Origin of the sequence: Xanthomonas hortorum (genome assembly GCF_024339125.1) — a bacterium.
Classification (GTDB): domain Bacteria; phylum Pseudomonadota; class Gammaproteobacteria; order Xanthomonadales; family Xanthomonadaceae; genus Xanthomonas; species Xanthomonas hortorum.
The window spans coordinates 4,124,750-4,150,616 of record NZ_CP101417.1; the positions used below are offsets into that span (position 1 = coordinate 4,124,750).

Annotated in this window: 29 protein-coding genes and 2 pseudogenes; 28 read left to right on the forward strand and 3 right to left on the reverse strand. The window is 63.7% G+C overall.

The genetic code is table 11. The annotated features are described in order from the left end of the window. Nucleotides 1-3 precede the first annotated feature (3 nt). The 3 genes from NMB96_RS17665 (at nt 4) to NMB96_RS17675 (ending at nt 1,817) form a co-directional block, all read left to right on the forward strand. Nucleotides 4-210, forward strand: a complete 207-nt coding sequence (locus NMB96_RS17665; RefSeq protein WP_011269730.1) for a hypothetical protein — start codon at nt 4-6, stop codon at nt 208-210. A gap of 297 nt (nt 211-507) precedes the next feature. Continuing rightward, nucleotides 508-1,320, forward strand: a complete 813-nt coding sequence (locus NMB96_RS17670; protein ID WP_024420136.1) for a hypothetical protein — start codon at nt 508-510, stop codon at nt 1,318-1,320. 143 nt (nt 1,321-1,463) lie between these two features. Beyond that, nucleotides 1,464-1,817 carry a DUF3085 domain-containing protein gene (locus tag NMB96_RS17675; RefSeq protein WP_011269728.1) on the forward strand — a complete coding sequence of 118 codons (354 nt, stop codon included), beginning with the start codon at nt 1,464-1,466 and terminating at the stop codon, nt 1,815-1,817. Between the two features lie 158 nt (nt 1,818-1,975). On the opposite strand, the gene NMB96_RS17680 is transcribed toward NMB96_RS17675, so the two are convergent. From NMB96_RS17680 to NMB96_RS23435, 3 genes and pseudogenes are all read right to left on the reverse strand, one after another. Then, entirely contained in the window at nt 1,976-2,602 is a 627-nt protein-coding gene (locus tag NMB96_RS17680; RefSeq protein WP_015471960.1) for a hypothetical protein, read from the reverse strand. Nucleotides 2,603-2,906: 304 nt separating this feature from the next. After that, nucleotides 2,907-3,140: pseudogene (locus NMB96_RS17685) on the reverse strand (IS30 family transposase); the annotation flags it as partial. A gap of 65 nt (nt 3,141-3,205) precedes the next feature. Beyond that, nucleotides 3,206-3,550, reverse strand: a pseudogene (locus NMB96_RS23435) (hypothetical protein); the annotation flags it as partial. 186 nt (nt 3,551-3,736) lie between these two features. Between NMB96_RS23435 and NMB96_RS17690 the strand changes: the two are divergent. The 25 genes from NMB96_RS17690 (at nt 3,737) to NMB96_RS17810 (ending at nt 25,735) form a co-directional block, all read left to right on the forward strand. Continuing rightward, complete coding sequence (locus NMB96_RS17690) at nt 3,737-4,666, forward strand: DUF3577 domain-containing protein (RefSeq protein WP_011269726.1); 930 nt, start codon at nt 3,737-3,739, stop codon at nt 4,664-4,666. Nucleotides 4,667-4,727: 61 nt separating this feature from the next. Further along, nucleotides 4,728-5,408 (forward strand): DUF3275 family protein, encoded by a 681-nt coding sequence (locus NMB96_RS17695; protein ID WP_011269725.1) that lies wholly within the window; start codon nt 4,728-4,730, stop codon nt 5,406-5,408. 92 nt (nt 5,409-5,500) lie between these two features. After that, entirely contained in the window at nt 5,501-5,824 is a 324-nt protein-coding gene (locus NMB96_RS17700; protein ID WP_011269724.1) for a hypothetical protein, read from the forward strand. Between the two features lie 127 nt (nt 5,825-5,951). Continuing rightward, nucleotides 5,952-6,602: a hypothetical protein gene (locus NMB96_RS17705; protein WP_011269723.1), complete on the forward strand. Its 651-nt coding sequence runs from the start codon at nt 5,952-5,954 to the stop codon at nt 6,600-6,602. Nucleotides 6,603-6,665: 63 nt separating this feature from the next. Continuing rightward, nucleotides 6,666-7,775, forward strand: a complete 1,110-nt coding sequence (locus tag NMB96_RS17710) for a DUF6094 domain-containing protein (protein WP_011269722.1) — start codon at nt 6,666-6,668, stop codon at nt 7,773-7,775. A gap of 181 nt (nt 7,776-7,956) precedes the next feature. Further along, nucleotides 7,957-8,139, forward strand: a complete 183-nt coding sequence (locus NMB96_RS23610) for a hypothetical protein (protein ID WP_011269721.1) — start codon at nt 7,957-7,959, stop codon at nt 8,137-8,139. A gap of 88 nt (nt 8,140-8,227) precedes the next feature. Continuing rightward, entirely contained in the window at nt 8,228-8,533 is a 306-nt protein-coding gene (locus tag NMB96_RS17720) for a hypothetical protein (protein WP_033482588.1), read from the forward strand. 141 nt (nt 8,534-8,674) lie between these two features. Continuing rightward, nucleotides 8,675-10,954, forward strand: coding sequence for a helicase-related protein (locus tag NMB96_RS17725; RefSeq protein WP_043877897.1), 2,280 nt, complete (start codon nt 8,675-8,677; stop codon nt 10,952-10,954). 139 nt (nt 10,955-11,093) lie between these two features. Continuing rightward, nucleotides 11,094-11,678, forward strand: coding sequence for a PFGI-1 class ICE element type IV pilus protein PilL2 (gene pilL2 / locus NMB96_RS17730; RefSeq protein ID WP_011269718.1), 585 nt, complete (start codon nt 11,094-11,096; stop codon nt 11,676-11,678). Continuing rightward, nucleotides 11,675-12,322 carry a hypothetical protein gene (locus tag NMB96_RS17735; protein ID WP_011269717.1) on the forward strand — a complete coding sequence of 216 codons (648 nt, stop codon included), beginning with the start codon at nt 11,675-11,677 and terminating at the stop codon, nt 12,320-12,322. The genes pilL2 and NMB96_RS17735 overlap by 4 nt, the downstream gene beginning before the upstream one ends. A gap of 15 nt (nt 12,323-12,337) precedes the next feature. After that, nucleotides 12,338-13,060: a TIGR03759 family integrating conjugative element protein gene (locus NMB96_RS17740; protein ID WP_011269716.1), complete on the forward strand. Its 723-nt coding sequence runs from the start codon at nt 12,338-12,340 to the stop codon at nt 13,058-13,060. A gap of 5 nt (nt 13,061-13,065) precedes the next feature. Further along, nucleotides 13,066-13,647 (forward strand): transglycosylase SLT domain-containing protein, encoded by a 582-nt coding sequence (locus NMB96_RS17745; protein WP_011269715.1) that lies wholly within the window; start codon nt 13,066-13,068, stop codon nt 13,645-13,647. Beyond that, nucleotides 13,644-14,192 (forward strand): integrating conjugative element protein, encoded by a 549-nt coding sequence (locus NMB96_RS17750; protein WP_011269714.1) that lies wholly within the window; start codon nt 13,644-13,646, stop codon nt 14,190-14,192. The genes NMB96_RS17745 and NMB96_RS17750 overlap by 4 nt, the downstream gene beginning before the upstream one ends. Before the next feature lie 4 nt (nt 14,193-14,196). Then, complete coding sequence (gene traD, locus NMB96_RS17755; RefSeq protein ID WP_011269713.1) at nt 14,197-16,386, forward strand: type IV conjugative transfer system coupling protein TraD; 2,190 nt, start codon at nt 14,197-14,199, stop codon at nt 16,384-16,386. Beyond that, nucleotides 16,383-17,132: a TIGR03747 family integrating conjugative element membrane protein gene (locus NMB96_RS17760; protein ID WP_011269712.1), complete on the forward strand. Its 750-nt coding sequence runs from the start codon at nt 16,383-16,385 to the stop codon at nt 17,130-17,132. Before traD ends, NMB96_RS17760 begins: the two co-directional genes overlap by 4 nt. Before the next feature lie 98 nt (nt 17,133-17,230). Beyond that, nucleotides 17,231-17,611, forward strand: a complete 381-nt coding sequence (locus tag NMB96_RS17765) for an integrative conjugative element protein, RAQPRD family (RefSeq protein WP_011269711.1) — start codon at nt 17,231-17,233, stop codon at nt 17,609-17,611. Then, nucleotides 17,608-17,841 (forward strand): TIGR03758 family integrating conjugative element protein, encoded by a 234-nt coding sequence (locus NMB96_RS17770; protein WP_168952371.1) that lies wholly within the window; start codon nt 17,608-17,610, stop codon nt 17,839-17,841. Before NMB96_RS17765 ends, NMB96_RS17770 begins: the two co-directional genes overlap by 4 nt. Nucleotides 17,842-17,857: 16 nt before the next feature. Further along, a complete protein-coding gene (locus NMB96_RS17775) occupies nt 17,858-18,217 on the forward strand; it encodes a TIGR03745 family integrating conjugative element membrane protein (protein ID WP_015471975.1) in 360 nt (119 codons plus the stop codon). 10 nt (nt 18,218-18,227) lie between these two features. After that, nucleotides 18,228-18,638, forward strand: coding sequence for a TIGR03750 family conjugal transfer protein (locus tag NMB96_RS17780; protein ID WP_012438502.1), 411 nt, complete (start codon nt 18,228-18,230; stop codon nt 18,636-18,638). Beyond that, nucleotides 18,635-19,324: a PFL_4703 family integrating conjugative element protein gene (locus tag NMB96_RS17785; RefSeq protein WP_012438503.1), complete on the forward strand. Its 690-nt coding sequence runs from the start codon at nt 18,635-18,637 to the stop codon at nt 19,322-19,324. Before NMB96_RS17780 ends, NMB96_RS17785 begins: the two co-directional genes overlap by 4 nt. Continuing rightward, nucleotides 19,321-20,247: a TIGR03749 family integrating conjugative element protein gene (locus NMB96_RS17790; protein WP_011269707.1), complete on the forward strand. Its 927-nt coding sequence runs from the start codon at nt 19,321-19,323 to the stop codon at nt 20,245-20,247. Before NMB96_RS17785 ends, NMB96_RS17790 begins: the two co-directional genes overlap by 4 nt. Continuing rightward, nucleotides 20,237-21,667 (forward strand): TIGR03752 family integrating conjugative element protein, encoded by a 1,431-nt coding sequence (locus NMB96_RS17795; protein WP_011269706.1) that lies wholly within the window; start codon nt 20,237-20,239, stop codon nt 21,665-21,667. Before NMB96_RS17790 ends, NMB96_RS17795 begins: the two co-directional genes overlap by 11 nt. Then, nucleotides 21,648-22,091, forward strand: a complete 444-nt coding sequence (locus NMB96_RS17800) for a TIGR03751 family conjugal transfer lipoprotein (RefSeq protein WP_011269705.1) — start codon at nt 21,648-21,650, stop codon at nt 22,089-22,091. Before NMB96_RS17795 ends, NMB96_RS17800 begins: the two co-directional genes overlap by 20 nt. Then, nucleotides 22,091-24,955 carry a conjugative transfer ATPase gene (locus NMB96_RS17805; protein ID WP_012438505.1) on the forward strand — a complete coding sequence of 955 codons (2,865 nt, stop codon included), beginning with the start codon at nt 22,091-22,093 and terminating at the stop codon, nt 24,953-24,955. Before NMB96_RS17800 ends, NMB96_RS17805 begins: the two co-directional genes overlap by 1 nt. Before the next feature lie 15 nt (nt 24,956-24,970). Then, entirely contained in the window at nt 24,971-25,735 is a 765-nt protein-coding gene (locus NMB96_RS17810; protein WP_011269703.1) for a DsbA family protein, read from the forward strand. Nucleotides 25,736-25,867 lie beyond the last annotated feature (132 nt).

The following is a 25,867-nucleotide window of genomic DNA, read 5'->3' on the forward strand; positions in this document are numbered from 1 at the left end:
GCCATGAACCAGCACGACTCCATCGGCCAGATCCTGGTGTTCGCGCGCATGAGCGGCACGCTGCACATGCGCCAAATCGCCAGCGCCGACCTAGTGGACGCCGACATTGATGACTACGAAATGGTCGTGTTCGACGGTGGCAACACAAGCGGCGACACGTGGAAGCACGTGTTCTTCCCGCGTCAACGCGAACACTACTTCGTGTACTAGGCCTGCCCACCACCAGCCCCTTTCGAGGGGCTTTTTTCTTGCCGTCGCGCAGGAATATGGGTGCGGCAACGTGCCGTTTCCTGCGAGCAGGTAGCCCACTCCAGGGCCATCCTTTCCCCATGTTCGTCGGCGTTGCCGACACATGCCCAGGCAGCCGAGACCTTCAAGGCTGCAAGTGCGGGAAACCGCACAGGTCGTTTCATTCCAAGGACGCGTCCGCGTCCATCAACGCCACCCACAAGGGACCTCTCCCTTGCGGGCGGGGAATCCCTTGTTTGTTCCTCAAGGAGATTTCCCATGGACCGTTCCCTCGTCAAATCCATGATGCCTTCGCTTGTCGCAGGCCATGTCCCTCGCAACGTGCGGTCGTTCAAGTACCGCGTGTTCGATGATCAGCCGCAGTCTTCGACATTGGGCTTCGCCATCGATCCCCTACCCTTCGATGGGCGCGTGGTCGTGGTGACGGACGACACCATCGTCGTCAAGCTCAAGCCCAGCGAGTTCGCTGTGCTCGATCCCAAACTGGTGACCGTCGTTCCCACCGAAGGCGCCAATGTGCATGTCCAACCCTACGCGCGGCGCCGTTTCGACGGACTGCGCGCGGACACTCCGGAAGTACGCACCGAGATGACGTCGGACGGCGTCCCCTACACCGTCAAGACGCACCTTCTTGGATCCGCGCAGGCCAAGCTTCCCATCCCCACGCCGCAGTGCATGGAGCTGGGCCAGCTCATCGAGCAACTGGAGGAAATGCCGGCGCCCGATGGCTTCCGACGCATTACCCATATGCTGGTCGATGCGGGCGCTCGCGATTTCTCCTGGGTCGATCCGAAGCCGTCCAAGATCATCGAGACGCCTCCGGCGATCACCTTCACGGTCTCGACCGCGAAGTTCGAGGGTCAGGTGAAGGTGCTGTACGACCGCGCGGGGGATACCTACGTGGTGGAGCTGCACCGAGACGGCGAATTGGTCGATCGGCATGACGAAGTGCATTTCGACATGCTCGGCGAAGTGCTAGAGCAACTCATCGACGACGGGCGTTGGCGCCTGATCGACGTGAGTGTCATCAAAGCGAAGGCGGCTCGACCACGCCAGGCGCTGCCGGCATGACGCCCCGCACCGAAGCCAGACGGTTCTTCGGCTGATCCGAGCCGCCGTCACGGCGTTACAGCCCTTCTGTCCATGTGCCCCACAGGCTCTCCATCCATTCGGGTGGAGGGCCTTTTATCTATCCGACACAGGAGATTTCAACCATGTCACTGCGATTCAAAGGCTCCGACCTGCGCCCCGTGTTGACGGAGGCGATCGCCAACCAATGCCGCGTCATCCTAGTCAAGGACCAAGGCGTGTACTTCCTTGCCGAGCACGGGGAGCGTCGCCCGGGTGGACGCGTGAAGCTGCTGGCCTATGCCGTCGGCTGCAACCCGGACACCGATCCGTTTGACAACTGGTGGGAACTGGCGCGCGACGAACTAGGCGGCGACGACTTCGCGGAGTACTTCGATCCGAAGGATGGCGTATTCAATCGCATGCTGCACTCCGCAGACGATCTGATACTGTCCGCCACCGCCACGCATCTGTCGCTGGAGGTAGTGCCTTCCGCATAGCGCGGCTTGCTGAGTCAGATTTGCGATCGAGCGGTCGGCAATGTCCCGAGTGAGCGAATATCCGGACCGGCCCAGGCATTAATGCAGTATTCCAGAAGAAAAAAGGCCCTTCACTCATTGAGTAAGGACTTTTCTTTTCTGAATGGATTCAGAGCTATTTATCCACGCTTGAACAGGCGTTCGTGCATCCACCCATCGTTGGTCAGGATGACTGCCGCCTTGGCCTGTACATCTCCCTGAGTCTGCTCCGCAAAATTCTTATAATTGGCACGCATGACTTCCGATTTGGCCCAGTCATCTGCACCGTCCACCTTGTAGCGGTAGTTCACCTGCGACAGCTTTACGCCCATCATGTCGCTGGGTTCGGTGAAGTTGTCCACTTCCACGACGGTGTACTTGCCGGTGCAGAAGGCATCTTGTGCAGCCAGCGTGTTTGCACCGTTGGCGACGAGAAATTTCTTGCCGGTATCAGTAATTTGGTATTCGGTGGCCGGCTCCATCTTGTTGCCGAACATGGCTTTGACTTCGGTGTCTCGCTTAGTCAGCAGCCCCGCATCGACCAGCGCATCGGCGCGCTTCTTGTTCTGGCCGCCCATCATATCTTGGTTCGCCAGGGTGAACGGCAAGCCCTTTGCAGGAATCGCAGCGCACAGACCCTTCTGAGTGTCCAGGTACGCCTGGATGGCCTTGCTAAAGTTGCTCTTGTTAGCGTCTTTGGCGCTGCCGCACGCGGCAAGCGTAAGGGCAAGACTGCTAATGGCGACGATTTTGATGGCGGTATGCAAAACGAGCTTCCTCTGTAGGTTAAGACAAGCGGTTATTCATTTTGGCAACGCGATTAGGCGATGCGCGGTTCTCGGCATGGCGGGTAGCTTATAGTCGGTTTGTAGAAGCGGACGGAGCGGTCCGAGGGTGCGGTGAAGCGTCTGTACCAACTGTTCCGCTCGAACGTGGGTGTTGCGCTTGAGCATCTGCATAGTAGCCATGAGTACTCAAGAATGAGGCTCACGCCGCATCACTTTACCGAAAATGTAACTGACCACAACTTTAGAAAATCCCCCAACGATGCGGGACCACACCACGTTCCAACTATTCAAGGAGCGTTTTGAATCCGAGCATCTTGCGCGGACGATTGTAGAGCCGCTGCTCAATCGACCGCAGGTGCGCATTGGTGATGGTGCTGAAATCGGTCTGTCGTGGCAAGTACTGGCGGGTCAACCCGTTGGCATTTTCGTTGCTTCCTCGCTGCTATGCGCAGCACGGATCTGCAAAATAGAAATCGCTCTGCAAGCAGGCAGCAATGAGCCGATGATCAGCGAAGCGTGCTGGTTGCGGCGCAGTTCGCGGTTGATCGTGCTGGGCGCACGCGGCACTGCGCCGGCGATGGCCCGCATCGACATACAAATTTCATATAACGCATGCAGACGGTATCGTTCTGCCAGATCCAGGCGGCGGGATGACATGGGCAACTCCACTTGGCGGTGAAGTCGTCCAGGTCTGGTCGCCTGCACCACTTCACAACCGTTGGTGTTGCGATCCACAGTTGGAGCCGCCAATTTTATTAATATTTTTCTGATTATGTCATCTCTACCGCTGTAACTGATGTGGCAGACGTTGGTCGCCGTGGACAAAGGGAGGCGCTCGGTTACCGATTCATTGCTGCTCCACACATGAGGCCCGGCCATGCTGCCCCCATGCCTGCTGACGTTGTCAGCAACATGCCAGGCAACCATCGGTCTTCGAGGTTGCGGCGCAGTTCCCACTGCGTGACCGAGCCAGCTCGCACCGCATCCATCTGCGAGCGACCACCGGCCTGTCCGGTGGCGGATGCTTTCGCCTTATCAACCCATCGCGGGGTTACGCACCCTTCCCCGCTTGCGTGGCTTGGTGTGCCTCCGCTTTTCCCAATGGAGATCACCATGAACACCACGTCCAACGAGAAATCGTATTTCGATCTGCACACCTCGGGCATCGGCTATCTGCAACGTGCTCGTGAAGTACCCGTCAGGGGCGGCCGCCGTGCGCAGCCTTTCCTGGCATGCACCATCGCCGCGCTGGTCGGCCCCGCCAGGGACCCAAGCTACCGCTACTTCGATGTCAAGGTCTCGGGTGCCGAGGCCAAGAAGCTCGTTCAGCGCTACATCGGCGTTGACGATCCCAAGCAGCGCCCGCTGGTGCGCTTCCGCCTCGGCGACCTATGGGGCGATGCGTACATCCGCGACAAGGGCGAGCACCAGGGCAAGGCCGCAGCGTCCCTCAAGGCGCGACTGCTCAAGGCCGAGCTGATTGAACGGGACGAATTGGCTTCGATCAAACAGCACGAGCTGATCACCCGCGGCATCGGCTACCTCAACCGTCCGAAGGACGTCACCCCCAAGGATGGCGATCCGTTCCTGTCGTGCTCCATCGCCGCGCTGGCCGGACCTGTCGATGAACCGGAGTATCGGTACTTCGACACGATCGTCTCCACCCCTGAAGCCGAGCATCTGGTTCGCCGATGCGTGCAGGCCATCGAAGGGGATCGCAAGGTGCTGATCGCCTTCCGTCTCAACGACATGAAGATCGATCCGTACATCCGCACCAAGGGCGAGCACGCTGGGGAACCTGCCGCGAGCCTTGAATCGACGTTGGTTCACATCGGTCTGATCAAGATCGACGGCACCCAGGTCTATCCGACGAGCCAGACGCAAGCCAAGGCGCCGCCGGCGGAGGACGCATCCGCGCCCAAAGCCGACAACGTCATCGACACGGCCGCCGACACCGTTTCCGACCAGCCTATCGAGTCCGCCGAGCGCGAGTCCGAAGGTGCAGTCGAGGAGCAGGAGCCTGCATTGGTTGCTTCGTTCTGATCCGGCTTGGCCCCTCACGGGGCCTTGCCGCTTTTTCCTAGTTTCTCAAAGGAGAGCCATCATGGCAGTCACATCGGTGCCCGATAGATCGGTATCGCCCATCGTCGTCCCAGGCCAGCTCACACTGCGCATCATCCGCGGTAAAAACGGCCCGTTCCCGGTCGGTCGCCTCTCCACACATCTTGGTGTGTTCGAGGTCAAGGACCCTGAACTAGAGCAGTACCCCGAAGGCAAATACGACGGGGAGTTCGTCATCAGGTACATTTTCCCGAAGTCCTACCCGGTCGGCGGCGGCATGCGATTTGAGATCCGCGCCAGCCTCGACGGAATGACGCTCAACGGCATCGATAAACTGAGCTGTGACGAAGCACGCAGCTTCGCCACCCATGACGTCGATCCCCTCGATGAGGAACTGGGCACGCAGCCGGTGGCAACCCCGGCCAGAGCATCCCGGCCCGCCAAACCTGCCCCCGTGCAGGCATCGGCAGACCCGCTGGTCGATACCACGCCGTTCGGTGTGGATGCGCAGCCGCTCGATACGTCTGCCGCCCCCGGCAGCACCGAAGATCCGGACGCCACGCTTTTCGGCGGGCTGTGGCCGCTGGGCGAATCTGTGAAGCTTGATTCGACCATCGACCGCCGCGCCCTGCGCGCGCAGATCGCCCGCCTTGGCGAGCTGGGTTTCGCGCTGGACTTCAAGACGCAAGAGTGGAGCCGACAGGCCGAGCTGCAACCTGCGTGATCACAAGCACCGCATCCGTGGTGTCCTTCATCCACCCGTCGGGGGTTACTTCCCCATGCGGGGAGGCTCCCGGTTTTTTTCCTGGAGGTCTCATGTCCATTATCACTTGCGATACACCCCGTTGCGCGCTGGATGAATCCGCGTGGCGGGCTCTCTGCGAGACGGCAGCCGCACAAGCCATGAAAGGTTGCGGTCTGTCTCACGACTACTACGTTGAACGCTTCAGTTCGGCAATCGACACGCAAGTTGGTCGATTGCCCGAATCACAGCGCGCACAGGCCTTGCAGATTGCTCAGAAATGGGACTACGCAACACCTGCCGCTCGGCAGGAAGCCCAGGACTGGAATGCTGAAAACGGCTACTGCTCGCATGGCATCGAACTGGGTTACTGCCCGGCCGGTTGCGATTCGTACTGAGAACTAGCAGTGAGTTTCATAGCCGCACACTCGGCAGTTCGAGCCGGACTGAGCGACTTTCTTCCACCCCGTGGGGCAGTACCTGCCCCACGGGCGGTGCTGTCCCCGCTCATCCGAGGACACCACCATGTTTATAAACACTTCTTCCACCACGCTGTACCGCATTGACGAATGCCCGGACGTGATGGCCGACGCTTGCGTCGGCGATGACCAGGGCAACCTGATCTTCCTGTCGATATGGGCGCGAGACACCGCCGTCCAGCAGTTCCTCGCTCGCCTGACCCTCGGGCGCGATGAGCAGGGACTAGACCAGTTCCACGTCATCACTGACCAGGGCGGCAGCGTCCCGATGTTCATCGGCAACGTCGATCGCCTGGAAAAACGCGTCACGCGCGCCTATCGGCGAACGCGGTTCGGCTCTCTCTCCAACGTGTGGCTGTTCGACCGGCGCTGCGTCAAGCCCGACAAAGCCAACGCCAGCGCGCTGGCATTGCTGCCACGCGACAGCGCCCACCGGCTCGACCGCCTGTGGATGCTAGTGCGGGACACCTGCCCGTTGCCGCTGCTCGATCACTGGCGCGAGACCGTGCTGGAACTGCTGCAAACCCGCGAGATGCTGGCCCGCCTTCCGTTCGCCCTCGGGCCGCTGGAAGGCCATCGGCTCGCCATCGACGTGCCGACGCTGACTCTGGCGCTGGGCTCCCTGATCCGCAGTGATGTGCTCACCGCCTATGCCCATCCGGCCAAGATTTCTACGCCGGAAGCGGTAGCGGCTTGACCCACCCGTGGAGCACGCCTTGGCGTGGTTCCGTCATTCATCCCCGCCAACCAGGAGATTTCCATGGCCCTCATGTTCCCGCGGCTAGCCCGCAATTTCGTGAAAACCGGGTACTTCCCCACGGATGAACCCACGCTCGAAAGAGCCCTCAACGCACTGATGCCCAGCGATGGTCCGATGTGCATCCTCGATCCCTGCGCAGGCGAAGGCGTGGCGATCGCCGAAGCCGCCCATGCTCTCGGGCGCGAGCAGGCCAAGGCATTCGCTGTCGAGTTCGACGCGGAGCGGGCGCACCATGCCCGCGGCCTGGTCGATCACTGCCTGCACGCGGACCTGATGGACACGATGATTTCCAAGCAGTCCTTCGGGCTGCTCTGGCTCAACCCTCCATATGGCGACCTGTCCAAGGACGTCAACGGCAACATCGGTTACCAGGGCCAGGGCCGCGCCCGTCTCGAAAAGCTGTTCTATCAGCGAACCTTGTCGCTGGTGCAGTACGGCGGTGTGCTGGTCTTCATCGTTCCGAGCTATGTGCTCGACGCGGAGCTGGTCGGCTGGCTGACGCGTCACTACACGGACCTTCGGATCTACCGAGCAGTGGAGACGCAGTTCAAGCAGGTGGTGATCTTCGGCCGCAGGATGCGCCAGCGCGAGCAGGCGCCGGATGGCGTCAAGGCCATGCGTAATCTGCTGCTGCAGGTTGGGCTTGGCGAAGTCGAAGCCGAGGAGCTGCCAAGCGAATGGCCGTTTCTGCCTTACATCGTCCCCGCCAGTCCGGCCGAGCCGGAGCATTTTTTCCGCGTGACGATGGAGCCGGAGCAGTTCGCCGATGAGGTTGGTCGGCTCCAAGGCCTCTGGCCGTCGCTGGACACGCACCTGGGGGCCGCGCAGCAGTTGCTGCGTCCACCGGCGCGTGCTCTTTCCCACTGGCATCTCGCTCTGGCCCTGGCCGCGGGCGCGATATCCGGTGTGGTGCGTTCCAAGAAAGGGCGCCTGCTCGTCGTCAAAGGTGACACCCACAAGGAAAAGACGCTCCAGAGGGAATTCACCGAACGCGACGACGGCTCCATCGCCGAAACCCGGATCCTCACCGACAAGTTCGTCCCCGTCATCCGAGCATGGGATATGACGCCTGGCTCCCCGACACGGGGCGAGGTGTTGACCATTCGCTAATCCCCGGACGCCTGACGTCCCGCTGCACTTCATCAAAGGAGAAACACCATGCTCTCACGTCTGTTCCAGCGGCGTGCGCCGCAAAAGCAACCGTTGTTCGCACCGGCCTCCTTGCAGCTGAGCGAGAAGGTGCATTGGCTGGCCCGCAGAGGCCTCATCGATCCCTTGGCTGCAGCGCCATGTGCGCGGCGATTGGGGAGAGATCGACGAGGCGACCGGCCAAGCCAACGATGTCGCACTCCAACAGGACAACCTGATGATCTCCTCCTACCGGATCACGTCGGAACTGGTGCTGATCGTCAAGACCAGCGAAGACCACCAGACCACGGTTGTCCAGCTTTCCGAAGAGCGCGACATGATCTGAAGGCAGTCCATCGTCATCCCATCCACCTGACGGAGCCACTTCACTCCGCCAGGGGGTCGTGGCTCAAAGTTTCTTCAAGGAGGAGCCCATGGCATCACATCGAATCGAAACGTACTGCCGGGAGCTGCTGTTTACCCCCGGCGCACTCGTCCTCAGCGCAGACATCGACCGCTTGGTTCGCGCCGGCTGCCTGGATCCGCTTCCGTACTTTCGTCGCCACGTCCGTGGCGACTGGGGTGATGTTACCGAGGAGCAATGGCACGCCAACGGCATCGCACTGCAATCGGGTGCCTTGCTGGAATCGCGCTACTTGGTCAGCCCTGATCTGAGCCTTCGCATCGTCACCGATGAGAAACGCCATTTCACCCTCATCGTGCTGCCGTCCGAGGACTGAGCACGTTTCCCCCGCAGGCCGCCAGCGCCTGCGTTTTCCATCCACAGTCGGCCGTGTGCCGATTGAGATTGATCTTCCCACCCGGGGCATGCCATTGCCCCGCTGGGGATGGTGATGCCCCATTTTTTATGGAGCATCACCATGTCCCTCGATCTTGAATCTACTGCTGCACAAGCCACGCCCGTGCAGAGCGAACTGCTCGACGCGGAATCTTCCCCTTTAACCCTGAGCCTTCAGGATTTCGTTGGTGAGTTCGGCGACGAACTGCTCGACTCCCTCAATCGCGCCAACCCGCCGGTCTATACGGGTCAGCCGCAAACGCGCCGTCAGCTCATCGTCGCCAGCCTCAAGCGCAAACTGTTTGAGGCCCAGGCGGAAGTCGTCCATGCCGCCGCCGAGTTGCTGATCGACCGTGGCGAACGCGCCGCGATCGTCAACGGCGAGATGGGTTGCGGCAAGACGACCGTCGGCATCGCCACGGCCGCCGTTCTCAACGCCGAGGGCTACCGCCGCACCCTGGTTCTTTCGCCACCGCATCTGGTTTACAAGTGGCGGCGCGAGATCCAGGAGACAGTGGCCGGCGCCAGGGTCTGGGTACTCAACGGCCCCGACACGCTGGTCAAACTTATCAAACTGCGCGAGCAGTTGGGTGTGCAGCCCACGGGCCAGGAGTTCTTCGTCCTGGGGCGTGTGCGGATGCGGATGGGCTTCCACTGGCGGCCCGTCTTCACCCGGCGGCGCACCCGCCACGGCGACGTGGCAGCCTGCCCGGACTGCGGCCATGTCATCACAGACCTCGACGGCGAGCCGGTCAATCCGATCGAACTCGACGCCGAGGAGTACCGCAGGAAGTGCAGCCATTGCGCCGCACCCCTGTGGACGCTGATCCGCCCGAGAAGCCTGTCCGGTAGCGACCAGTCTTCGGCCGTCCTCAAAGCCTTGAAACGGATTCCCACGATCGGGGAAGTCACCGCGCAGAAGCTCATGAAACGCTTCGGTGACGGCTTCCTCGCCTCGATGTTGGGAGACAACGTGCATGAGTTCATCAACCTCATGGACGGCAACGGTGAGCTGGTGTTTTCCGACCGCCAAGCCACCCGCATGGAACGGGCGATGGCGAACATGGAGTTCGGGTTTGGCGAGGGTGGCTACCAACCGTCCGAGTTCATCAAACGCTACCTGCCGCAAGGCACGTTCGACCTGCTCATCGCTGATGAAGCGCACGAGTACAAGAACGGCGGCAGTGCCCAGGGCCAGGCCATGGGCGTGCTGGCGGCGAAGGCGCGCAAGACGCTGCTCCTCACCGGCACCTTGATGGGCGGCTACGGCGACGACCTGTTCTACCTGCTGTTCCGCGCCCTGCCTGGGCGGATGATCGAAGACGGTTACCGCCCGTCCACGAGCGGCAGCATGGCCTCGGCCGCGATGGCGTTCATGAGGGACCACGGAGTCCTCAAGGATATTTATTCGGAAAGCACAGGTACGGCGCACAAGACCGCGAAAGGCTCGAAAGTCAGTGTCAGAACGGTCAAGGCCCCAGGTTTCGGCCCCAAGGGCGTGCTGCGCTGCATCCTGCCGTTCACGGTCTTCCTCAAGCTCAAGGACATCGGTGGCAACGTCCTGCCTCCGTATGACGAGGAGTTCCGTGAAGTCGCGATGGACACGGCACAAGTCGCGGCCTACCGCGACCTGGCGGGTCGGCTGACCGCAGAGCTGAAGCAGGCTCTGGCGCGACGCGATACGACTTTATTGGGGGTGGTCCTCAACGTACTGCTGGCCTGGCCGGATTGCTGCTTCCGGTCGGAGACCGTCTTACATCCGCGCACGCGCGACACCTTGGCGTTCGTCCCGGCTCAGTTCCACGAGTTCGAGATCAGCCCCAAGGAGCGTGAGCTGATCGACATCTGCAAGCAGGAGAAGGCGCAGGGGCGCAATGTCCTGACCTACACGGTCTATACCGGCAAGCGCGACACCACGTCACGCCTGAAGGTGCTGCTGGAGCAGGAAGGCTTCAAGGTGGCGGTGCTGCGCGCGAGCGTAGATGCCAGCCGCCGTGAAGACTGGATCGCCGAGCAGTTGGACCGCGGCATCGATGTGCTCATCACCAACCCCGAACTCGTCAAGACGGGATTGGACCTGTTGGACTTCCCGACGATCGTGTTCATGCAGTCGGGCTACAACGTGTACTCGCTCCAGCAAGCGGCACGCCGCTCCTGGCGCATCGGGCAGAAAGAACCCGTGCGAGTGATCTATCTCGGCTACGCCGGCTCATCGCAGATGACCTGCTTGGAGTTAATGGCCAAGAAGATCATGGTATCGCAGTCCACCTCGGGCGACGTGCCCGAATCGGGGCTGGATGTCCTGAACCAGGACGGTGATTCTGTCGAGGTCGCGTTGGCCCGACAGCTTGTCGCCGCCTGACTATCTCCACTTACGGCCCTTCGGGGCCGTTTTTTTTAACCGTTACCGGCAAATCAGACGCGGCGTGATTCGCATTGTTTGCTGTTGCACACGTCGTTAGCGGTGATGGTGAGGGCTCGATGTTTCAGGACGCCGAGCTATGTGCCCTTTTCCACTCTGGTTTCATCATCCCGAACGCCGCCTGCTGGCGGGAACCCTCGGCCTGCTCTGTTCGGTGCTGGCTGGCGGCTGCGCGACGACTGCGGCGCCGCACGCGCCCGATGCCATCAAGGAAGCCTCGCCCGCACCGGAACTCGAGGCACCGCAGTTCATTCCGGTCGTGCGCTATGGACGCTACACCTTGGTGGAACTGGCCCCGATGGCGGCGCAGCGCGACCTGCTGCTGCAGACCGTCGATGTATCCATGCCCGCAGATGCACGCGCCACGGTCGGCGACGGACTCCGGCACGTGCTCAAGCGCAGCGGCTACCAGCTTTGCGAGACGGCGCACGCCGTGATCGAGCTATACCCGCTGCCGCTGCCGGTGGCGCACCTGAATCTGGGCCCCATGACCTTGCGCAATGCGCTGCTCACTCTGGCCGGCCCGTCCTGGGAGCTGCACGTGGATGACCGCACGCGCCAAGTCTGCTTCGAGCAGGTCCACGGCGACGCTACCGCGCCGATGCCCGAACCGCCTGCCACCGACGCGATGCAGACGTTTCCCCTCGCGGGAGGCCAACCATGAACAACGCCTCGCAGCCTTCCCGGCGAGCGACTGCCGCCGTAGTCGTGCAAAGCCTGCTCTGGCTTGGGCTGATCAGCCTGAGCGTCTTCACTGCCGTGAACTATCAAGCGATGAACGACCTGACCGACCTCAAGCAGGTCGATTCCGGTCTGCAGCGCCTCCAAGCGCAGGTCGCCGGGCTCACCGAAACCACCCAAGCCTTGCAGCAGCGGCCGGCAGCGGCAACGGCGGCAGGACTGCAAGACACCCGCCAGGCCCTGGACGCCCGCATCGCACATATCGAGCAGACGCTGTTCGGTCTTGCCTCCATGGACGACCTTCAGGCGCTGCGCGTCGAGGTCGAGCAGATCAAGACACGACAGGCGACGACACGTTCGGCTACGCCTGTGAAGCCGCGCCCACAGAGCAAGCCCACTGCCGCCAAGTCTGAGCTGGCCCCGCTGCCATTCCGCATCGTAGGCGCTGAACTGCGTGCCGGCCAGCGAAGCGTATCCGTCGCCCCGGCCGAGGGGAATTTCACCGCCGACCAGGTGCAGGTACTGCTGCCCGGCGACGCGGCCGGTCTGTGGCGCTTGCAGGGCATCGAAGGAAATACCGCCGTGTTCCAGGCGGGCGAGCAGACCCGCCGCCTAGCGATTCCCTGACGCAGAGACCATGCGATGAAACACTGTCCCGTTCTCATTCTATCGCTGCTGGCAGCGCTGCACCTGCCGGCTTCGGCCCAGCAGCCTGCCACCGCTCAGTCCCGTAATATGCCCAACCAGGAGCGGCCCCTGGCAGGCCGCATCCTGGACGACCGCGTGGCGCGCGACTGGGGCCTGCAACCGCAGGATTGGGCGCGCTACCGCGAGCTGATGGAGGGACCACTCGGCATCTACTCACCGAACCTGGACCCGCTATCGGCCTTGGGAATCGAGGCCCGCACCGACGAAGAGCGGCGGCGCTACGCAGAGTTGCAGGTGCAGGTCGAAGCGCGTCGCGTGGAGAAGCTGCTGGCGTACCAGCGCGCCTACGACGAAGCCTGGCAGCGGCTGAACCCTGGCATGCAGCGCGTGAACCTGCCCGATGACAAACCAGGCGCCGCCGTGCGCAGCAGCGGCCGCATGGCAGTATTCATTAAGGACGGCTGCGCCGCATGCGGGCAGCTCGTGCAACGCCTGCAAACTTCGGGCACCGAGTTCGATCTGTACATGGTCGGCAGCCGACAGGAAGACGCGCGTATCCGCGACTGGGCCAAGCGCGCGCAGATCGATCCAGCACGAGTGCGCAGCGGCAGCATCACGCTCAACCACGACGGCGGCCGCTGGCTGTCACTCGGCCTAACCGGTGATCTGCCGGCCGCCGTGCGCGAGGTGAACGGTCAATGGCAGCGTCAGCCGTAGCCGCTATGCCCGTCTTGCCGCACCTGCGTGCAGTGGTGCTAGCTGCGGGCCTGTACGCCTGCGCCGCCCAGGCCCAGGAGATGCCGCCGCCGGCCTACCAGCTTGCCGCGCAGAGCGCCGGCATTCCTTCGCCGGTGCTCTACGCCGTGGCCTTGCAGGAGAGCGGCATCCGGCGCCACGGGCGCGTCGTCCCATGGCCGTGGTCCCTCAACATCGCCGGCCAATCGCGCCGCTATGCGACCCGCGCCGACGCCTGCGCCGGTTTGCAGCAAGCCATCCGCTCCACGCCGCACACGCGCATCGACGCTGGCCTGGGCCAGATTAACCTCGGCTACCACCAGCAGCGCTACGCCAGCGCGTGCGACTTGCTCGACCCGTACCGCAATCTCGCCATCGCCGCCGAGATCCTGCAAGAGCAGCACACCCCCGGCGAAAACTGGCTGGTGGCGATCGGCCGCTACCACCGCCCCGCCGGTGGCGAGCCCGCAGCCCGCTATCGGCGCAGCGTGTCCCGCCACCTCGCGCGCGTGCAGGGCACGCGCCCAACCACCGCAGTCCTCGCCGCGCGGCAGGAGACCTCCCCATGACGAAATCCCATCTGGCCCATCTCGCGGCGAAGGGCCTGCTCGTGCTGTTGGCGGGTCTGCCGCTGACCTCGCGTGCCGGTGAGTCGCTGATCGTGGTCGAAGACCGTGGCGGCACGTCCGCGCTACCGTACTACGAAGCCCTGAACCTCCAACCGCGTGTCAACTCCCCTGCCCGGCCGCAGATCCCGACGCCCCAGGTTCCCGCCACCCCCGCAGACGAGGCCGCGATGCTGCCGGTGCGCAGCACCAAGCTCACGCCCGGCACCGTCGCGCGGCGAGTGATCGAGGCCCCTGGCCTTCGGCCTTTCGTGGTCGCCGGCGACGACAAGGCTTCCCAAGACTGGCTGCGGCGCAATGCGGCCTCGTTGCACGAGCGCGGCGCGGTCGGCCTGGTGGTCAATGTCGAGACCGTGCAGGCATTGGCGCGGCTACGCGCATTAGCGCCCGGCGTTCAAATGGCCCCCGTGGCCGGCGACGACCTGGCAGAGCGCTTGGGCCTGCGGCACTACCCGGCGCTGATCACCGCCACCAGCATCGAGCAATGAACCCATGTCGGGCAAACAGCCGGTTGAAGTTCTACTTCGCCCAGCAGTGGAGCTATACACCGTCGCAGCGTGTGCAGGCGCCGCGTTTCTGTCCTTGGTGGCCCCGTGGTCGCTTGCGCTGAGTCCGGGCATGGGCGTCGGCAGCGCGCTGGCATTCAGTGCCTACGGCGCGATTCGATACCGCGATGCCCGCATCATACTGCGCTACCGGCGCAACATCCGCCGCCTGCCGCGCTATGTGATGACGAGCAAGGACGTGCCGGTCAGCCAGCAGCGGCTCTTCATCGGCAAGGGCTTTCTGTGGGAGCAGAAACACACTCATCGGCTGATGCAGACGTACCGGCCGGAGTTCCGCCGCTACGTTGAACCGACTCCTGCATATCGGCTGGCAAGGCGGCTGGAAGAAAGATTGGAGTTCGCGCCGTTTCCGCTTTCGCGCTTGCCTGGGCTCACGGGCTGGGATGTGCCTTTCAATCCGGTGCGGCCGCTGCCGCCCGTGGGTGGCCTCCCGCGACTGCATGGCATCGAACCGGAGGAAGTGGACGTCAGCCTGCCGCTGGGCGAGCGCGTCGGGCATTCGCTGGTATTGGGTACAACGCGCGTGGGCAAGACACGGCTCGCTGAATTGTTCGTTACCCAGGACATCCGCCGCAAAAACGCCGCAGGCGAGCATGAAGTCGTCATCGTCATCGACCCCAAGGGCGATGCTGATCTCCTGAAGCGCATGTACGTCGAGGCCAAACGCGCGGGCCGCGAAGGCGAGTTCTACATCTTTCACCTTGGATGGCCGGAGATTTCCGCGCGCTACAACGCCGTGGGGCGCTTCGGGCGCATCTCGGAAGTCGCCACCCGCATTGCCGGTCAGCTCTCTGGTGAAGGCAACAGCGCAGCTTTCCGCGAGTTCGCTTGGCGCTTCGTGAACATCATCGCGCGGGCATTGGTGGAGCTGGGACAGCGCCCGGACTATATGCTGATCCAGCGGCACGTCATCAACATCGACGCGCTGTTTATCGAGTACGCCCAGCATTACTTCGCAAAGACCGAGCCCAAGGCCTGGGAGGTGATCGTCCAGATTGAGGCCAAGCTCAACGAGAAGAACATCCCGAGGAACATGATCGGACGCGAGAAGCGCGTCGTGGCGCTTGAGCAATACCTCTCCCAGGCGCGCAACTACGATCCAGTGCTCGACGGCCTGCGCTCGGCGGTCCGGTACGACAAGACGTATTTCGACAAGATCGTCGCATCGCTTCTGCCTCTGCTGGAGAAGCTCACCAGCGGCAAGATCGCGCAGCTCCTGGCGCCGAACTACTCAGACCTGGCGGACCCGCGGCCAATCTTCGATTGGATGCAGGTGATCAGGAAGCGTGCCGTGGTCTATGTGGGCCTGGATGCGTTGTCCGACGCCGAGGTCGCCGCAGCGGTCGGAAACTCCATGTTCTCCGACTTGGTATCGGTTGCTGGGCACATCTACAAGCATGGGATCAACGATGGCCTGCCGGATGCATCGGCGAGCGCGCTGGTGCCGATCAATATCCATGCCGACGAGTTCAACGAGCTGATGGGCGATGAGTTCATACCGCTCATCAACAAGGGCGGCGGCGCCGGGCTGCAAGTCACCGCCTACACGCAGACGCTCTCCGACATTGAAGCCCGAATTGGCAACCGCGCGAAGGCCGGTCAGGTTATCGGCAACTTCAACAACCTGTTCATGCTGCGGGTCCGGGAGACGGCCACTGCTGAATTGCTGACCCGGCAATTGCCCAAAGTCGAGGTCTATAGCACCACCATCGTCTCGGGCGCCACCGACAGTTCGGACATTCGCGGCGCGACAGACTTCACGTCCAACACCCAGGACCGTATCAGTATGTCCAGCGTGCCTATGATCGAGCCATCGCACGTGGTCGGCCTGCCCAAAGGACAGTGCTTCGCGCTGCTGCAGGGCGGTCAGCTCTGGAAGATCAGAATGCCGCTGCCTGCCCCTGCCCCCGATGAGGTCATGCCGCAGGATCTGCAACAGCTCGCGGGCTACATGCGTCAGACCTACACCGACGCCACGCAGTGGTGGGAGTACACCAGCTCTTCGGTTATGCAGGACGCGGCCTTGCCTGGCGACCTGCTTGATGAGGTGGTCACCGCTGTGCCCATCGCCGACGCCGGCGCGATAGATGACAGCGGCAACGAGGCCTCGCCATGAGAGACGTCGCCTCAACCGCGCAACGAGAGCAGAACCAGAGCCAAGGCCTGATCGTCGGCACCCTTACGCTACCGTTTCGGCTGCTCGCGGTGTTGATCGGCTCGCTGCTGTTTTCGATCGTCGTGGAGTGTGTCGGCATGCACCTGTTCTGGAAGGACCAGGGATGGCGCCACTCCCAGCAGATGTTGCAGTCCGAACTGGGGCACCTCTCCAGTCACTTCACGCGCAGCATGGTCGTGCAGGAGCCGGGGCGCACGGCGCACGAGCTGGTGGATACCGGCTACGAATGGGTGTTCGTGCGCTCAGGCTTGTTGGAACGGATGAGCCAGACCGCCGAGCGCGCCCACGCGCCAAGCAACGGACAGACGCGCAACTTTCGCTACTACATTAGCCAAGTCTACGTCTTGACCGAGAGCTATCTGATCGCTGCTGCCTTCACGATGCTGACCTTCATCGTGCGTCTGCTGGTCCTGGTTCTCACGCTGCCACTGATCTTCACGGCAGCATTCGTTGGTTTGATCGACGGCCTGGTGCGGCGCGACGTGCGTCGATTCGGTGCGGGTCGGGAATCTGGCTTTATTTATCACCGGGCAAAAGCGAGCCTGATGCCGCTGGTCGTGCTGCCTTGGGTGACCTACCTCGCGCTGCCGATCTCAGTGCACCCGTTGCTGATCCTCTTGCCCAGCGCAGCCTTGCTGGGCTGGGCTGTGAGTCTGACCGCCGGGAGCTTCAAAAAGTACCTCTAGACCATCAATCCGGTCGCCCACGAGTTCCGATTGTTTGCGGCCTGAAGTCGCCTTGATCTCCACGATCAAGCCATTGCTGAACACACAGGAATGGCGCGATGGTGGCTTCAACTTGGCTACGCGCCGCGCATCGCGGCGTGCCCACTTTTCTCTTGACGGCCCTCTTGATGGGGCAGTCCCCAATGGCGTTGGCCGAATCTCCGGCACAGCGCCAGGAACTGGTCGCCGCGCTGCGCCAGCTTGATGCCCTGGAGCGCACCGTCGCGAACAGCGCCGCGCATACCCCCATCACACCGGGCGAACGCTACCACTTCGACTACCCGCGTCTCCTGGCTGATCTGGCGCGCGTGCGCGTCGGCATCCAGGACCACCTCACGCCATCGCGTGCCCAGCCGCGTGATTCCTCCGAACTGGCCGGTGACTACCGCACCGAGCAGCGCACCGAGCTGCCGCGGACGACCGCGGAGGGCGAGCCATGAACGGTGCCCAGATCTCGGCATTTCAAGCCAACAGCGGCATCGCGCCTTCAGCGATGGCGACCGTGCTGGTCGGCGTCGTGTTTGCGGTCCTGCTCGTCTGGGGCGTCTGGGCCATCCGAACCGCCTACGTGGGGTGGTCGGAGAGCCGCCTCAACCAGCGCCAGTTCCTCGGCGTCTGCATCCGCTTTGTCGCGATGTACCTCGTCCTGAGTTTCCTCCTCCTCTCCTGACCTGAAAGGACTGACCATGCAAAGCCGTATCCTCACGACTCGTCTTGCCCAACGCGCCATGGTGGCCCTTGGCACCGCAGCGCTGCCCGCGCTGTCGTTCGCGCAGGGCCTGCCTCAGTTGGAGAACCCGACCAGGGGTACCGGCAACGGCATTATGGAGACCATCCGCAATTACGGTTACGACATCATCATGCTCGTGGCCTTGCTGGTGGTGGCGTCGATGTTCATCGGCGTCTGCTACCACGCATACGGCACCTACGCGGAAATCCACACCGGTCGCAAGACCTGGGGCCAGTTCGGCCTCACGGTCGCCATCGGTGCCGTACTGCTCGTGATCGGCATCTGGCTGCTCACCGAAGCCACCGGCATCCTGTAAGGGGCTGGCCATGTCCGAACACCAGCACGTCCGTGCCGACGGGACGGTGACGTTCCTTCCGCACCGGCTCAACCGCCATCCCGTTGTTGTGCGTGGACTCACCGCCGACGAGCTGTGGATTTGCTGCGGTCTGTCCGGCGGCGCCGGCCTGCTGGTCGGCGCGCCGCTGTCCTGGGTGTTCCGCACGATCGCACTCGCGCCCACGTTCGTCGTCCTGGGCGTGGCCCTCGGCGTGTTCATCGGCGGCGGCATCCTCCGTCGACTCAAGCGTGGGCGGCCAGATACCTGGCTATACCGGCAGTTGCAGTGGCGGATCACCATGCGCCATCCGCTCGCAGCCAACTGGGTGGGCGGCCGTACGCTGATCTCGCACTCGGGTTTCTGGTCCACCCGCAGGTCCATGCCAAGGGGGGCGCGATGAGCCGCTTCAAGAACGAGATCACCCACCTGCAGGCGCACATCAAGACGCTGCGACTGGGCGCCGGCGCGCTGGTGATCCTCGCCCTCGTGATGGGCGGCGGCTGGTGGAGCGCACCGCGCGACCTGACGATCCACGTCCCACCGGATTTGCGCTCGGGGAGCACCCGCAAGTGGTGGGAGGTCCCGCCCGAATCGGTCTACTCCTTCACGTTCTACGTGTTCCAGCAATTGAATCGCTGGCCGACCAATGGCGAGGAAGACTACCCGCGCAACCTGCACGCACTTTCGCCGTACCTCACACCGTCCTGCCACGCCTTTCTGCGTGCCGACTTCGATTACCGGCGCAGCACGGGCGAACTGCGGCACCGCGTGCGCGGCATCTATGAAATCCCTGGCCGCGGCTATGGCGATGATCCCAACGCCCGCGTGCGCGTGGTCTCCGACCGCGACTGGGTGGTGACGCTGGACATCAGCGCCGACGAGTACTACGGCGCCGAGCAGGTCAAGCGCGCCCTGGTGCGCTACCCCATCAAAGTCACGCGGGTGGACGTCGACCCCTCGCACAACCCGTTCGGCTTGGCACTGGACTGCTACGACGGCACGCCCCAGCGCATCAGCGCACCGGAAGCCTCCCGCCCAGCGGCTGGCGGCCTGTCTCCGCAAGCGCCCCAAGGAGAAACACCATGAAGCACCCTGTACTCGCGCTGCTGGGACTGCTGGCCGTGGCCTCGGCTCCCGTCGCCCAGGCCTTGGAGGTTATGCGCTGGGAACGCATGCCGCTTGCGGTGGCGCTGAAGGTCGGCCAGGAACGCATCGTGTTTATCGACCGGAACGTCCGCGTGGGCGTGCCTGCGGGTGTGGGCGAGCGCCTGCGCGTGCAGAGCGCGGGCGGCGCGGTGTATCTGCGCGCGAACGAGCCGATCGAACCCACGCGGCTGCAACTGCAAGACACCGACACCGGGGCATTGATCCTGCTGGACATTGCTGCCGAGCCGGCCAAGGGTGGCGAGCCTGCGCTGGAGCCGGTGCGCATCGTCGAGGGCGATGTGCCCTCCGCGCGCTCCGGCGATCAGCCGACCGATGCCGACGAAGTGCCAGCACCCGCCAATCGCCAGGCGGCCGCGCAGTCAGCCCGGCGCGAAACGCCAATCTCGGTAGTCCTTACACGCTTTGCCGCGCAGAACCTATACGCACCGCTGCGCACGGTCGAGCCGCTGCCGGGCGTCATGCGGGTCAACCTGCGCCGTGACCTGGACCTCGGCACCTTGATTCCGACACTGCCGGTGCGCGCCACCGCACTCGCCTCGTGGCGGCTGGAAGACCAATGGGTGACGGCCGTGCGCCTCACCAACACCGACGCCGGCTGGATCACGCTAGACCCGCGCGTGCTGCAAGGCGATTTCCTCACTGCCACCTTCCAGCATGAGGCACTCGGCCCGCGCGGCACGCCCGAGGACACCACCGTCCTGTACCTGATGACGCGCGGGCGAGGCATCACGCAGTCGCTTTTGCCCGCCCTCCACCGCTTCGACCCGGCCACGCATTTGCCGCAGCCGGAAGCCAGCGTCGAGGATCCGAAGGACGGCAAGGAGGCTCCCCATGCGCAGTAACGGACTCCTGAAGTGGCTGATGATTCCTGTGGCCCTGCTGGTGCTGTTCTTCGGCATTCGGCTGTTCTCGGGCGGAGGGTCGTCGGCACCCTCGCAAGCCGAGACGGGTAGCCAACTCACGCCCGAAGAAATGAAGGCATTGGGCATTGCAGGCGATACCCCGCGCGACACCGTGGCAACGCTCGTCGCCCAGGTAAAGCAACTGCGCACCGAGCTTCAGACCGCGCTGTCTGATAACAAGTCCCAGCGCGAGGAGAACCAGCGGCTGCGCCAGCGCGAGAACTCGATCGACCAGCGCATCAACTCGGCGCTGGAGACCGAGCGCTCCAACCTGCGCCGCGACCAGCAACAGGCGGCCAGTGAACGCCAGCAGACCGAGGGCCTGCTCGCCGACTTGCAGCAGCGTCTGGACAGCATCGGCGGACGCGGGGGCGGCCATACAGATATGCCTGTGGGCCTGGGGCTGCGCGACGGCGACGAGGCCGGAATGGAAGGCGGCATGCGCTGGGTGGATCCAGACGATAAGAAGCCCGTCGATGGACGCAATGGCAACCGTGGCACGGGTGGCGGCAACAACTTCCCGACGAGCTTCGGCCCGGCGCAGAGCACGCTGGACACCACGGCGGAAACCGTGCCGAAGGCGAGTGAGGGCTCCGCCCGGGCCAAAAGCACCAAACCCGTCTATACCGTGCCGACGAACTCGACGCTCATGGGGTCGGTGGCGATGACGGCGCTGATTGGCCGCGTCCCGATCGACGGAACCGTGAACGATCCGTACCCCTTCAAAGTCCTCGTCGGCCCCGACAATCTCACCGCCAACGGCATCGACATTCCTGACGTGGCCGGTGCGGTCTTCAGCGGCACGGCTTCGGGGGACTGGACGCTGTCATGCGTGCGCGGCCAGGTGCGCAGCATCACCTTCGTCTTTCATGATGGAACGATCCGCACGATCCCCGAGGACCGCGAGGGCAATCAGCAGAACAACCAGCAGCAGAACGCTCAAAGTGGGGGCCTGGGCTGGATCAGTGATCCCTACGGCATCCCGTGCGTCGGCGGAGAGCGGCGCAGCAATGCGCAGCAGTACATCGGCTCGCAAGCCCTCATCACGGCGGCCGGCGCCGGCGTGGCCTCGCTCATCCAAAGCGACAGCGGCCAGATGTCCTACGTGGGCTCGGACGGCTCTATTGGCACCGTGGGCATCAGCGGTCAGGAAGCGGTCGGCCGGATTCTCGCAGGCGGTGTCAAGGAGATGTCGAACTGGGTCAACAAGCTGTACGGCCAGGCATTCGCCGCAGTGTATGTCCAGCCCGGCGCCAAAGTCGCCGTCCACCTCGACAAGCCGCTCGCCATCGACTTCGATCCCGAAGGTCGCAAGGTTGATCACCGCGCAGGAGAAAACCATGCTCTCGAACTTGACTAAGGGCCTTGCGTCGGCCCTCCTCCTCGCGCTGCTGGGCGGCTGCGCCACCAGCAAGGAGGATCTGCTGACCCACGGCGACCGCTCGATGATGGATATCTGGCAGCAGGAAACCGGCGACGGCGCGGTGGGTGGTGCCGGCCAGGTGGCTCACCGCCTGCTGCTCGACGCGCGCCAGAGCCTGCGTCGGCCGCTGACCGACGCCGACGTGCAGGCCGCACCCGCCGAGCAGATGCGCTACACGCGCACGGCGCGCAACGAGGTCTATCGCCAGTTCCAGCGCCTGCCCAATCCCGACCTGGTGATGTACGTATTCCCCCATTTGGCCGGCACGGACCCCGTGCCGGTTCCGGGCTACAGCACCGTGTTTCCGCTGTACCAACGCATCCAATACGCCATGCCGGGCGAGCGCGTGGAGGACTACTGATGCGGTGGAAACTCCCTTGGCCCAAGCTGGCCGCCGCAGCAAACGGAAACGACGAGCCGTCTGACGGATGGCTGCGCCATGTCGAGGCCTTGCGCCAAGCTGGCCTGCCCGAACCCGGTGCTGCGGTCCAGGGCCACAGGCCGGCGACCGTGGCCGACGAGCAGGCGCTGTACGACGTTGCGCCGTCCTTTGTGGAACTGCTGCCCTGGGTGGAGTTCCTGCCCGAGTCGAAGTCGATGCTGCTGGAGGACGGGCAATCGGTGGCAGCCTTCTATGAGCTGGTGCCGTTGGGCACCGAGGGCCGGGAACCCGGCTGGCTCGCGCATGCCCGCGACGCGTTGGAGAATGCGCTCCAGGACAGCTTCGATGAACTGGATGAGAACCCTTGGGTGCTCCAGCTCTACGCCCAGGACGAGCCCAGCTTCGACCAGTACATGCAGACCCTGCGCGACTACGTGCGGCCGAGTGCCCGCGATACGGCATTCACCGAGTTCTACCTACGCTTCTTCAGCCATCACCTGCGCGCGGTGGCCAAGCCGGGCGGCCTGTTCGAGGACACCGTGGTCACGCGGCTGCGCTGGCGCGGCCAGACTCGGCGTGTACGGATGGTGGTCTATCGCCGTTCCATCGGACAGACGAGCCGCCGTGGTCAGACCCCGGAGCAGATGCTCAACATCGTCTGCGACCGCCTGTGCGGAGGACTGGCGAACGCTGGCATCGAGGCCCGGCGCATGGTCGCCGCAGACATTCACGACTGGCTACTGCGGTGGTTCAACCCGAATCCCAAGTTGCTTGGTCCTGGTGCCGAGGACCGCGAGCGCTTCTTCGCGCTGGCGCGCTACCCCGACAAAGCTGAGGACGGCGAGATCGAACTGGCGAGCGGGCGGGATTTCAGCCAGCGGATGTTCTTTGGGCAACCACGTTCCGACGTCGCGCAAGGCGCTTGGTATTTCGACGGGATGCCGCACCGCGTGCTCGTCACTGACCGGCTTCGCATGCCACCGGGCACGGGGCACTTGACCGGCGAAACCCGCAAGGGCGATGCGATCAACACGCTGTTCGACCAGATGCCCGAAGACACGTTGATGTGCCTGACGATGGTCGCCACGCCGCAGGACGTCCTCGAATCAGACCTGAACCACTTGGCGAGAAAGGCTGTGGGCGAGACGCTTGCGTCCGAGCAGACGCTCAAGGATGTGCATGAGGCGCGCTCGATGATCGGCAGCGCGCATAAGCTCTACAGAGGCAGCTTGGCGTTCTATCTGCGTGGGCACGATGAAGCAGAACTGGACCGGCGCGGCCTCGATCTCGCGAACGTGATGCTCAACGCCGGCTTGCAGCCGGTGCGCGAGGAAGACGAGGTGGCGCCGCTCAACAGCTATCTGCGCTGGCTGCCGTGTTGCTACAACCCTGGCCTGGATCGGAAGAAGTGGTACACGCAACTGATGTTCGCGCAGCATGCCGCGAACCTATCGCCGGTGTGGGGGCGCAGCCAGGGCACAGGGCATCCCGGCATCACGATGTTCAATCGCGGCGGCGGGCCGATCACCTTCGATCCCCTCAACAGGTTTGACAGGCAGATGAATGCCCACCTCTTCCTGTTCGGACCGACGGGTTCGGGCAAGTCAGCCACGCTCAACAACCTGCTGAACCAGGTCACGGCGATCTACCGGCCGCGCCTGTTCATCGTGGAGGCTGGCAACAGCTTCGGGCTGTTCGCCGAGTTCGCGCGCAAGCTCGGACTGACTGTCCACCGCGTGAAGCTCGCACCCGGGGTGGACGTGAGCCTAGCTCCCTTTGCTGACGCACGTCGCCTGATCGAGACGCCGAGCGACGTGCAGACGCTCGATGCCGATGCGCTGGACGAGGACCGGCCACCCGACGCCACAGAGGCGGACGAGCAGCGCGACGTGCTAGGCGAACTGGAAATCACCGCACGCCTCATGATCACCGGCGGCGAGGACAAAGAGGAGGCGCGCATGACGCGCGCGGATCGCTCGCTGATCCGTCAGTGCATCCTCGATGCGGCCGAGCACTGCGTGGCCGATGGGCGCACGGTACTCACGCGCGACGTGCGCAACGCGCTTCGCACCCGCGGCCAGGACCCGACGTTGCCGGAAACGCGGCGCGTGCGCCTACTGGAAATGGCCGACGCAATGGACATGTTCTGCCAGGGCAACGATGGCGAGATGTTCGACCGGCCCGGCACGCCGTGGCCCGAGGCCGACATCACGCTGGTTGATCTCGCCACCTATGCCCGCGAAGGCTACAACGCGCAGCTCTCCATCGCCTACATCAGTCTGATCAGCACCGTCAACAACATCGCCGAGCGCGACCAATACCTCGGGCGGCCGATCGTCAACGTGACCGATGAAGGGCACATCATCACCAAAAATCCGCTGCTTGCCCCTTACGTCGTGAAGATCACGAAGATGTGGCGCAAGTTGGGCGCTTGGTTCTGGTTGGCGACACAGAACATCGACGACTTGCCGCGTGCCGCGGAGCCCATGCTCAACATGATCGAATGGTGGATCTGCCTGTCGATGCCACCGGACGAGGTGGAGAAGATTGCGCGCTTCCGCGAACTCTCGCCCGCGCAGAAGGCATTGATGTTGTCAGCCCGCAAGGAAGCCGGCAAGTTCACCGAGGGCGTCATCCTGTCCAAGAACATGGAAGTGCTCTTCCGGGCCGTGCCACCGAGCCTTTACCTCGCCCTCGCGCAAACCGAACCCGAGGAAAAAGCCGAGCGCTACCAGCTCATGCAGCAGTTCGGCATCAGCGAGTTGGACGCCGCCTTCAAGGTGGCCGAGAAGATTGACCAGGCGCGCGGCATTGAGTCGCCGGCCCTGGACCAGCCCCAATAGCCGCCGGAGAGAACCATGACGCCCAGACGTCCTTCCATCCCGATACAGGTGCTGGCATTCCGCCACAGGCGCTGGCGGCCTCGCTGGCTCTGGGGCTTGGCCGCCGCGCTGGTCGCGCTATTGCTGATTTGGCTTTCGTCCAGGTGGTCCGGCGATTCCACGACGCGGTCTCCCGTGGCGGTCAACACCGCACAGGTGGCTGGGCCTCCCTGGCAGTTGGGCAACCCCGAGGGCCGTTTCACCATGACGCTCTATGGGGACCTCGAATGCCCATTCTGCCGCTCCTACTTCCCGCTGCTCAAGCGCTGGGTGGGCGTCAACGCGGACGTGGCCCTGCAATGGCAGCACATGCCGCTGGCCGCGCATGAGCCGGCTGCGTCAGCCGAAGCACGTTTAGCCGAATGCGCCGCTGAGGTGGGTGGGCATGCTGCCTTTTGGCAGACCATCGAATGGGTCTATGCCCATACGCGCAGCGACGGCCAGGGCTTGCCCGTTGGCCTGCGCTATCCCGACCTCACGCCCGCTATCGATCAGTGCCTGGCGAGCGAGCGGCCGGACTTGGCGATCCGTACCCAGGCCGCGGAAGCGACGAAGAGCGGCGTGACCGCCACGCCATCGGTCAGACTGCACGATCGCCAGACCGGTCAGACCATCCTGCTGCAGGGGCCGATCGAGGGCGACGCCCTGCTGTCGGCCATGGACATTTTGTCGGCTGACGACCCGGCCGACACACCCACCACCGAAATGCCTGCCGACGTTGTCGGCGACATGCCCAGGTAGCCTGCGGTCCTTGAGGCTACGGCGCAGCCCGCTGCGCTGACCGCTACCCGTTCGCCTCGCATCCTGGCCGCGAACGATCACCGCAGCCGCGGTGGTGGATGCATCCTGTTCCGTTATTCCTATCCCCCGGAG

Bases quoted from the DNA above. Each gene is read 5' to 3' on its own strand.
- NMB96_RS17810 (WP_011269703.1), top strand. From the start codon at position 24,971: ATGACGCCCAGACGTCCTTCCATCCCGATACAGGTGCTGGCATTCCGC.
- NMB96_RS17805 (WP_012438505.1), top strand. From the start codon at position 22,091: ATGCGGTGGAAACTCCCTTGGCCCAAGCTGGCCGCCGCAGCAAACGGA.
- NMB96_RS17775 (WP_015471975.1), top strand. From the start codon at position 17,858: ATGCAAAGCCGTATCCTCACGACTCGTCTTGCCCAACGCGCCATGGTG.
- NMB96_RS17765 (WP_011269711.1), top strand. From the start codon at position 17,231: ATGGTGGCTTCAACTTGGCTACGCGCCGCGCATCGCGGCGTGCCCACT.
- NMB96_RS17735 (WP_011269717.1), top strand. From the start codon at position 11,675: ATGAACAACGCCTCGCAGCCTTCCCGGCGAGCGACTGCCGCCGTAGTC.
- NMB96_RS17720 (WP_033482588.1), top strand. From the start codon at position 8,228: ATGGCATCACATCGAATCGAAACGTACTGCCGGGAGCTGCTGTTTACC.
- NMB96_RS17790 (WP_011269707.1), top strand. From the start codon at position 19,321: ATGAAGCACCCTGTACTCGCGCTGCTGGGACTGCTGGCCGTGGCCTCG.
- NMB96_RS17690 (WP_011269726.1), top strand. From the start codon at position 3,737: ATGAACACCACGTCCAACGAGAAATCGTATTTCGATCTGCACACCTCG.
- NMB96_RS17675 (WP_011269728.1), top strand. From the start codon at position 1,464: ATGTCACTGCGATTCAAAGGCTCCGACCTGCGCCCCGTGTTGACGGAG.
- NMB96_RS17785 (WP_012438503.1), top strand. From the start codon at position 18,635: ATGAGCCGCTTCAAGAACGAGATCACCCACCTGCAGGCGCACATCAAG.
- NMB96_RS17760 (WP_011269712.1), top strand. From the start codon at position 16,383: ATGAGAGACGTCGCCTCAACCGCGCAACGAGAGCAGAACCAGAGCCAA.
- traD (WP_011269713.1), top strand. From the start codon at position 14,197: ATGTCGGGCAAACAGCCGGTTGAAGTTCTACTTCGCCCAGCAGTGGAG.
- NMB96_RS17725 (WP_043877897.1), top strand. From the start codon at position 8,675: ATGTCCCTCGATCTTGAATCTACTGCTGCACAAGCCACGCCCGTGCAG.
- NMB96_RS17745 (WP_011269715.1), top strand. From the start codon at position 13,066: ATGCCCGTCTTGCCGCACCTGCGTGCAGTGGTGCTAGCTGCGGGCCTG.
- NMB96_RS17695 (WP_011269725.1), top strand. From the start codon at position 4,728: ATGGCAGTCACATCGGTGCCCGATAGATCGGTATCGCCCATCGTCGTC.
- NMB96_RS17705 (WP_011269723.1), top strand. From the start codon at position 5,952: ATGTTTATAAACACTTCTTCCACCACGCTGTACCGCATTGACGAATGC.
- NMB96_RS17750 (WP_011269714.1), top strand. From the start codon at position 13,644: ATGACGAAATCCCATCTGGCCCATCTCGCGGCGAAGGGCCTGCTCGTG.
- NMB96_RS17795 (WP_011269706.1), top strand. From the start codon at position 20,237: ATGCGCAGTAACGGACTCCTGAAGTGGCTGATGATTCCTGTGGCCCTG.
- NMB96_RS17800 (WP_011269705.1), top strand. From the start codon at position 21,648: ATGCTCTCGAACTTGACTAAGGGCCTTGCGTCGGCCCTCCTCCTCGCG.
- NMB96_RS17770 (WP_168952371.1), top strand. From the start codon at position 17,608: ATGAACGGTGCCCAGATCTCGGCATTTCAAGCCAACAGCGGCATCGCG.
- pilL2 (WP_011269718.1), top strand. From the start codon at position 11,094: ATGTGCCCTTTTCCACTCTGGTTTCATCATCCCGAACGCCGCCTGCTG.
- NMB96_RS17700 (WP_011269724.1), top strand. From the start codon at position 5,501: ATGTCCATTATCACTTGCGATACACCCCGTTGCGCGCTGGATGAATCC.
- NMB96_RS17670 (WP_024420136.1), top strand. From the start codon at position 508: ATGGACCGTTCCCTCGTCAAATCCATGATGCCTTCGCTTGTCGCAGGC.
- NMB96_RS17710 (WP_011269722.1), top strand. From the start codon at position 6,666: ATGGCCCTCATGTTCCCGCGGCTAGCCCGCAATTTCGTGAAAACCGGG.
- NMB96_RS17780 (WP_012438502.1), top strand. From the start codon at position 18,228: ATGTCCGAACACCAGCACGTCCGTGCCGACGGGACGGTGACGTTCCTT.
- NMB96_RS17665 (WP_011269730.1), top strand. From the start codon at position 4: ATGAACCAGCACGACTCCATCGGCCAGATCCTGGTGTTCGCGCGCATG.
- NMB96_RS17740 (WP_011269716.1), top strand. From the start codon at position 12,338: ATGAAACACTGTCCCGTTCTCATTCTATCGCTGCTGGCAGCGCTGCAC.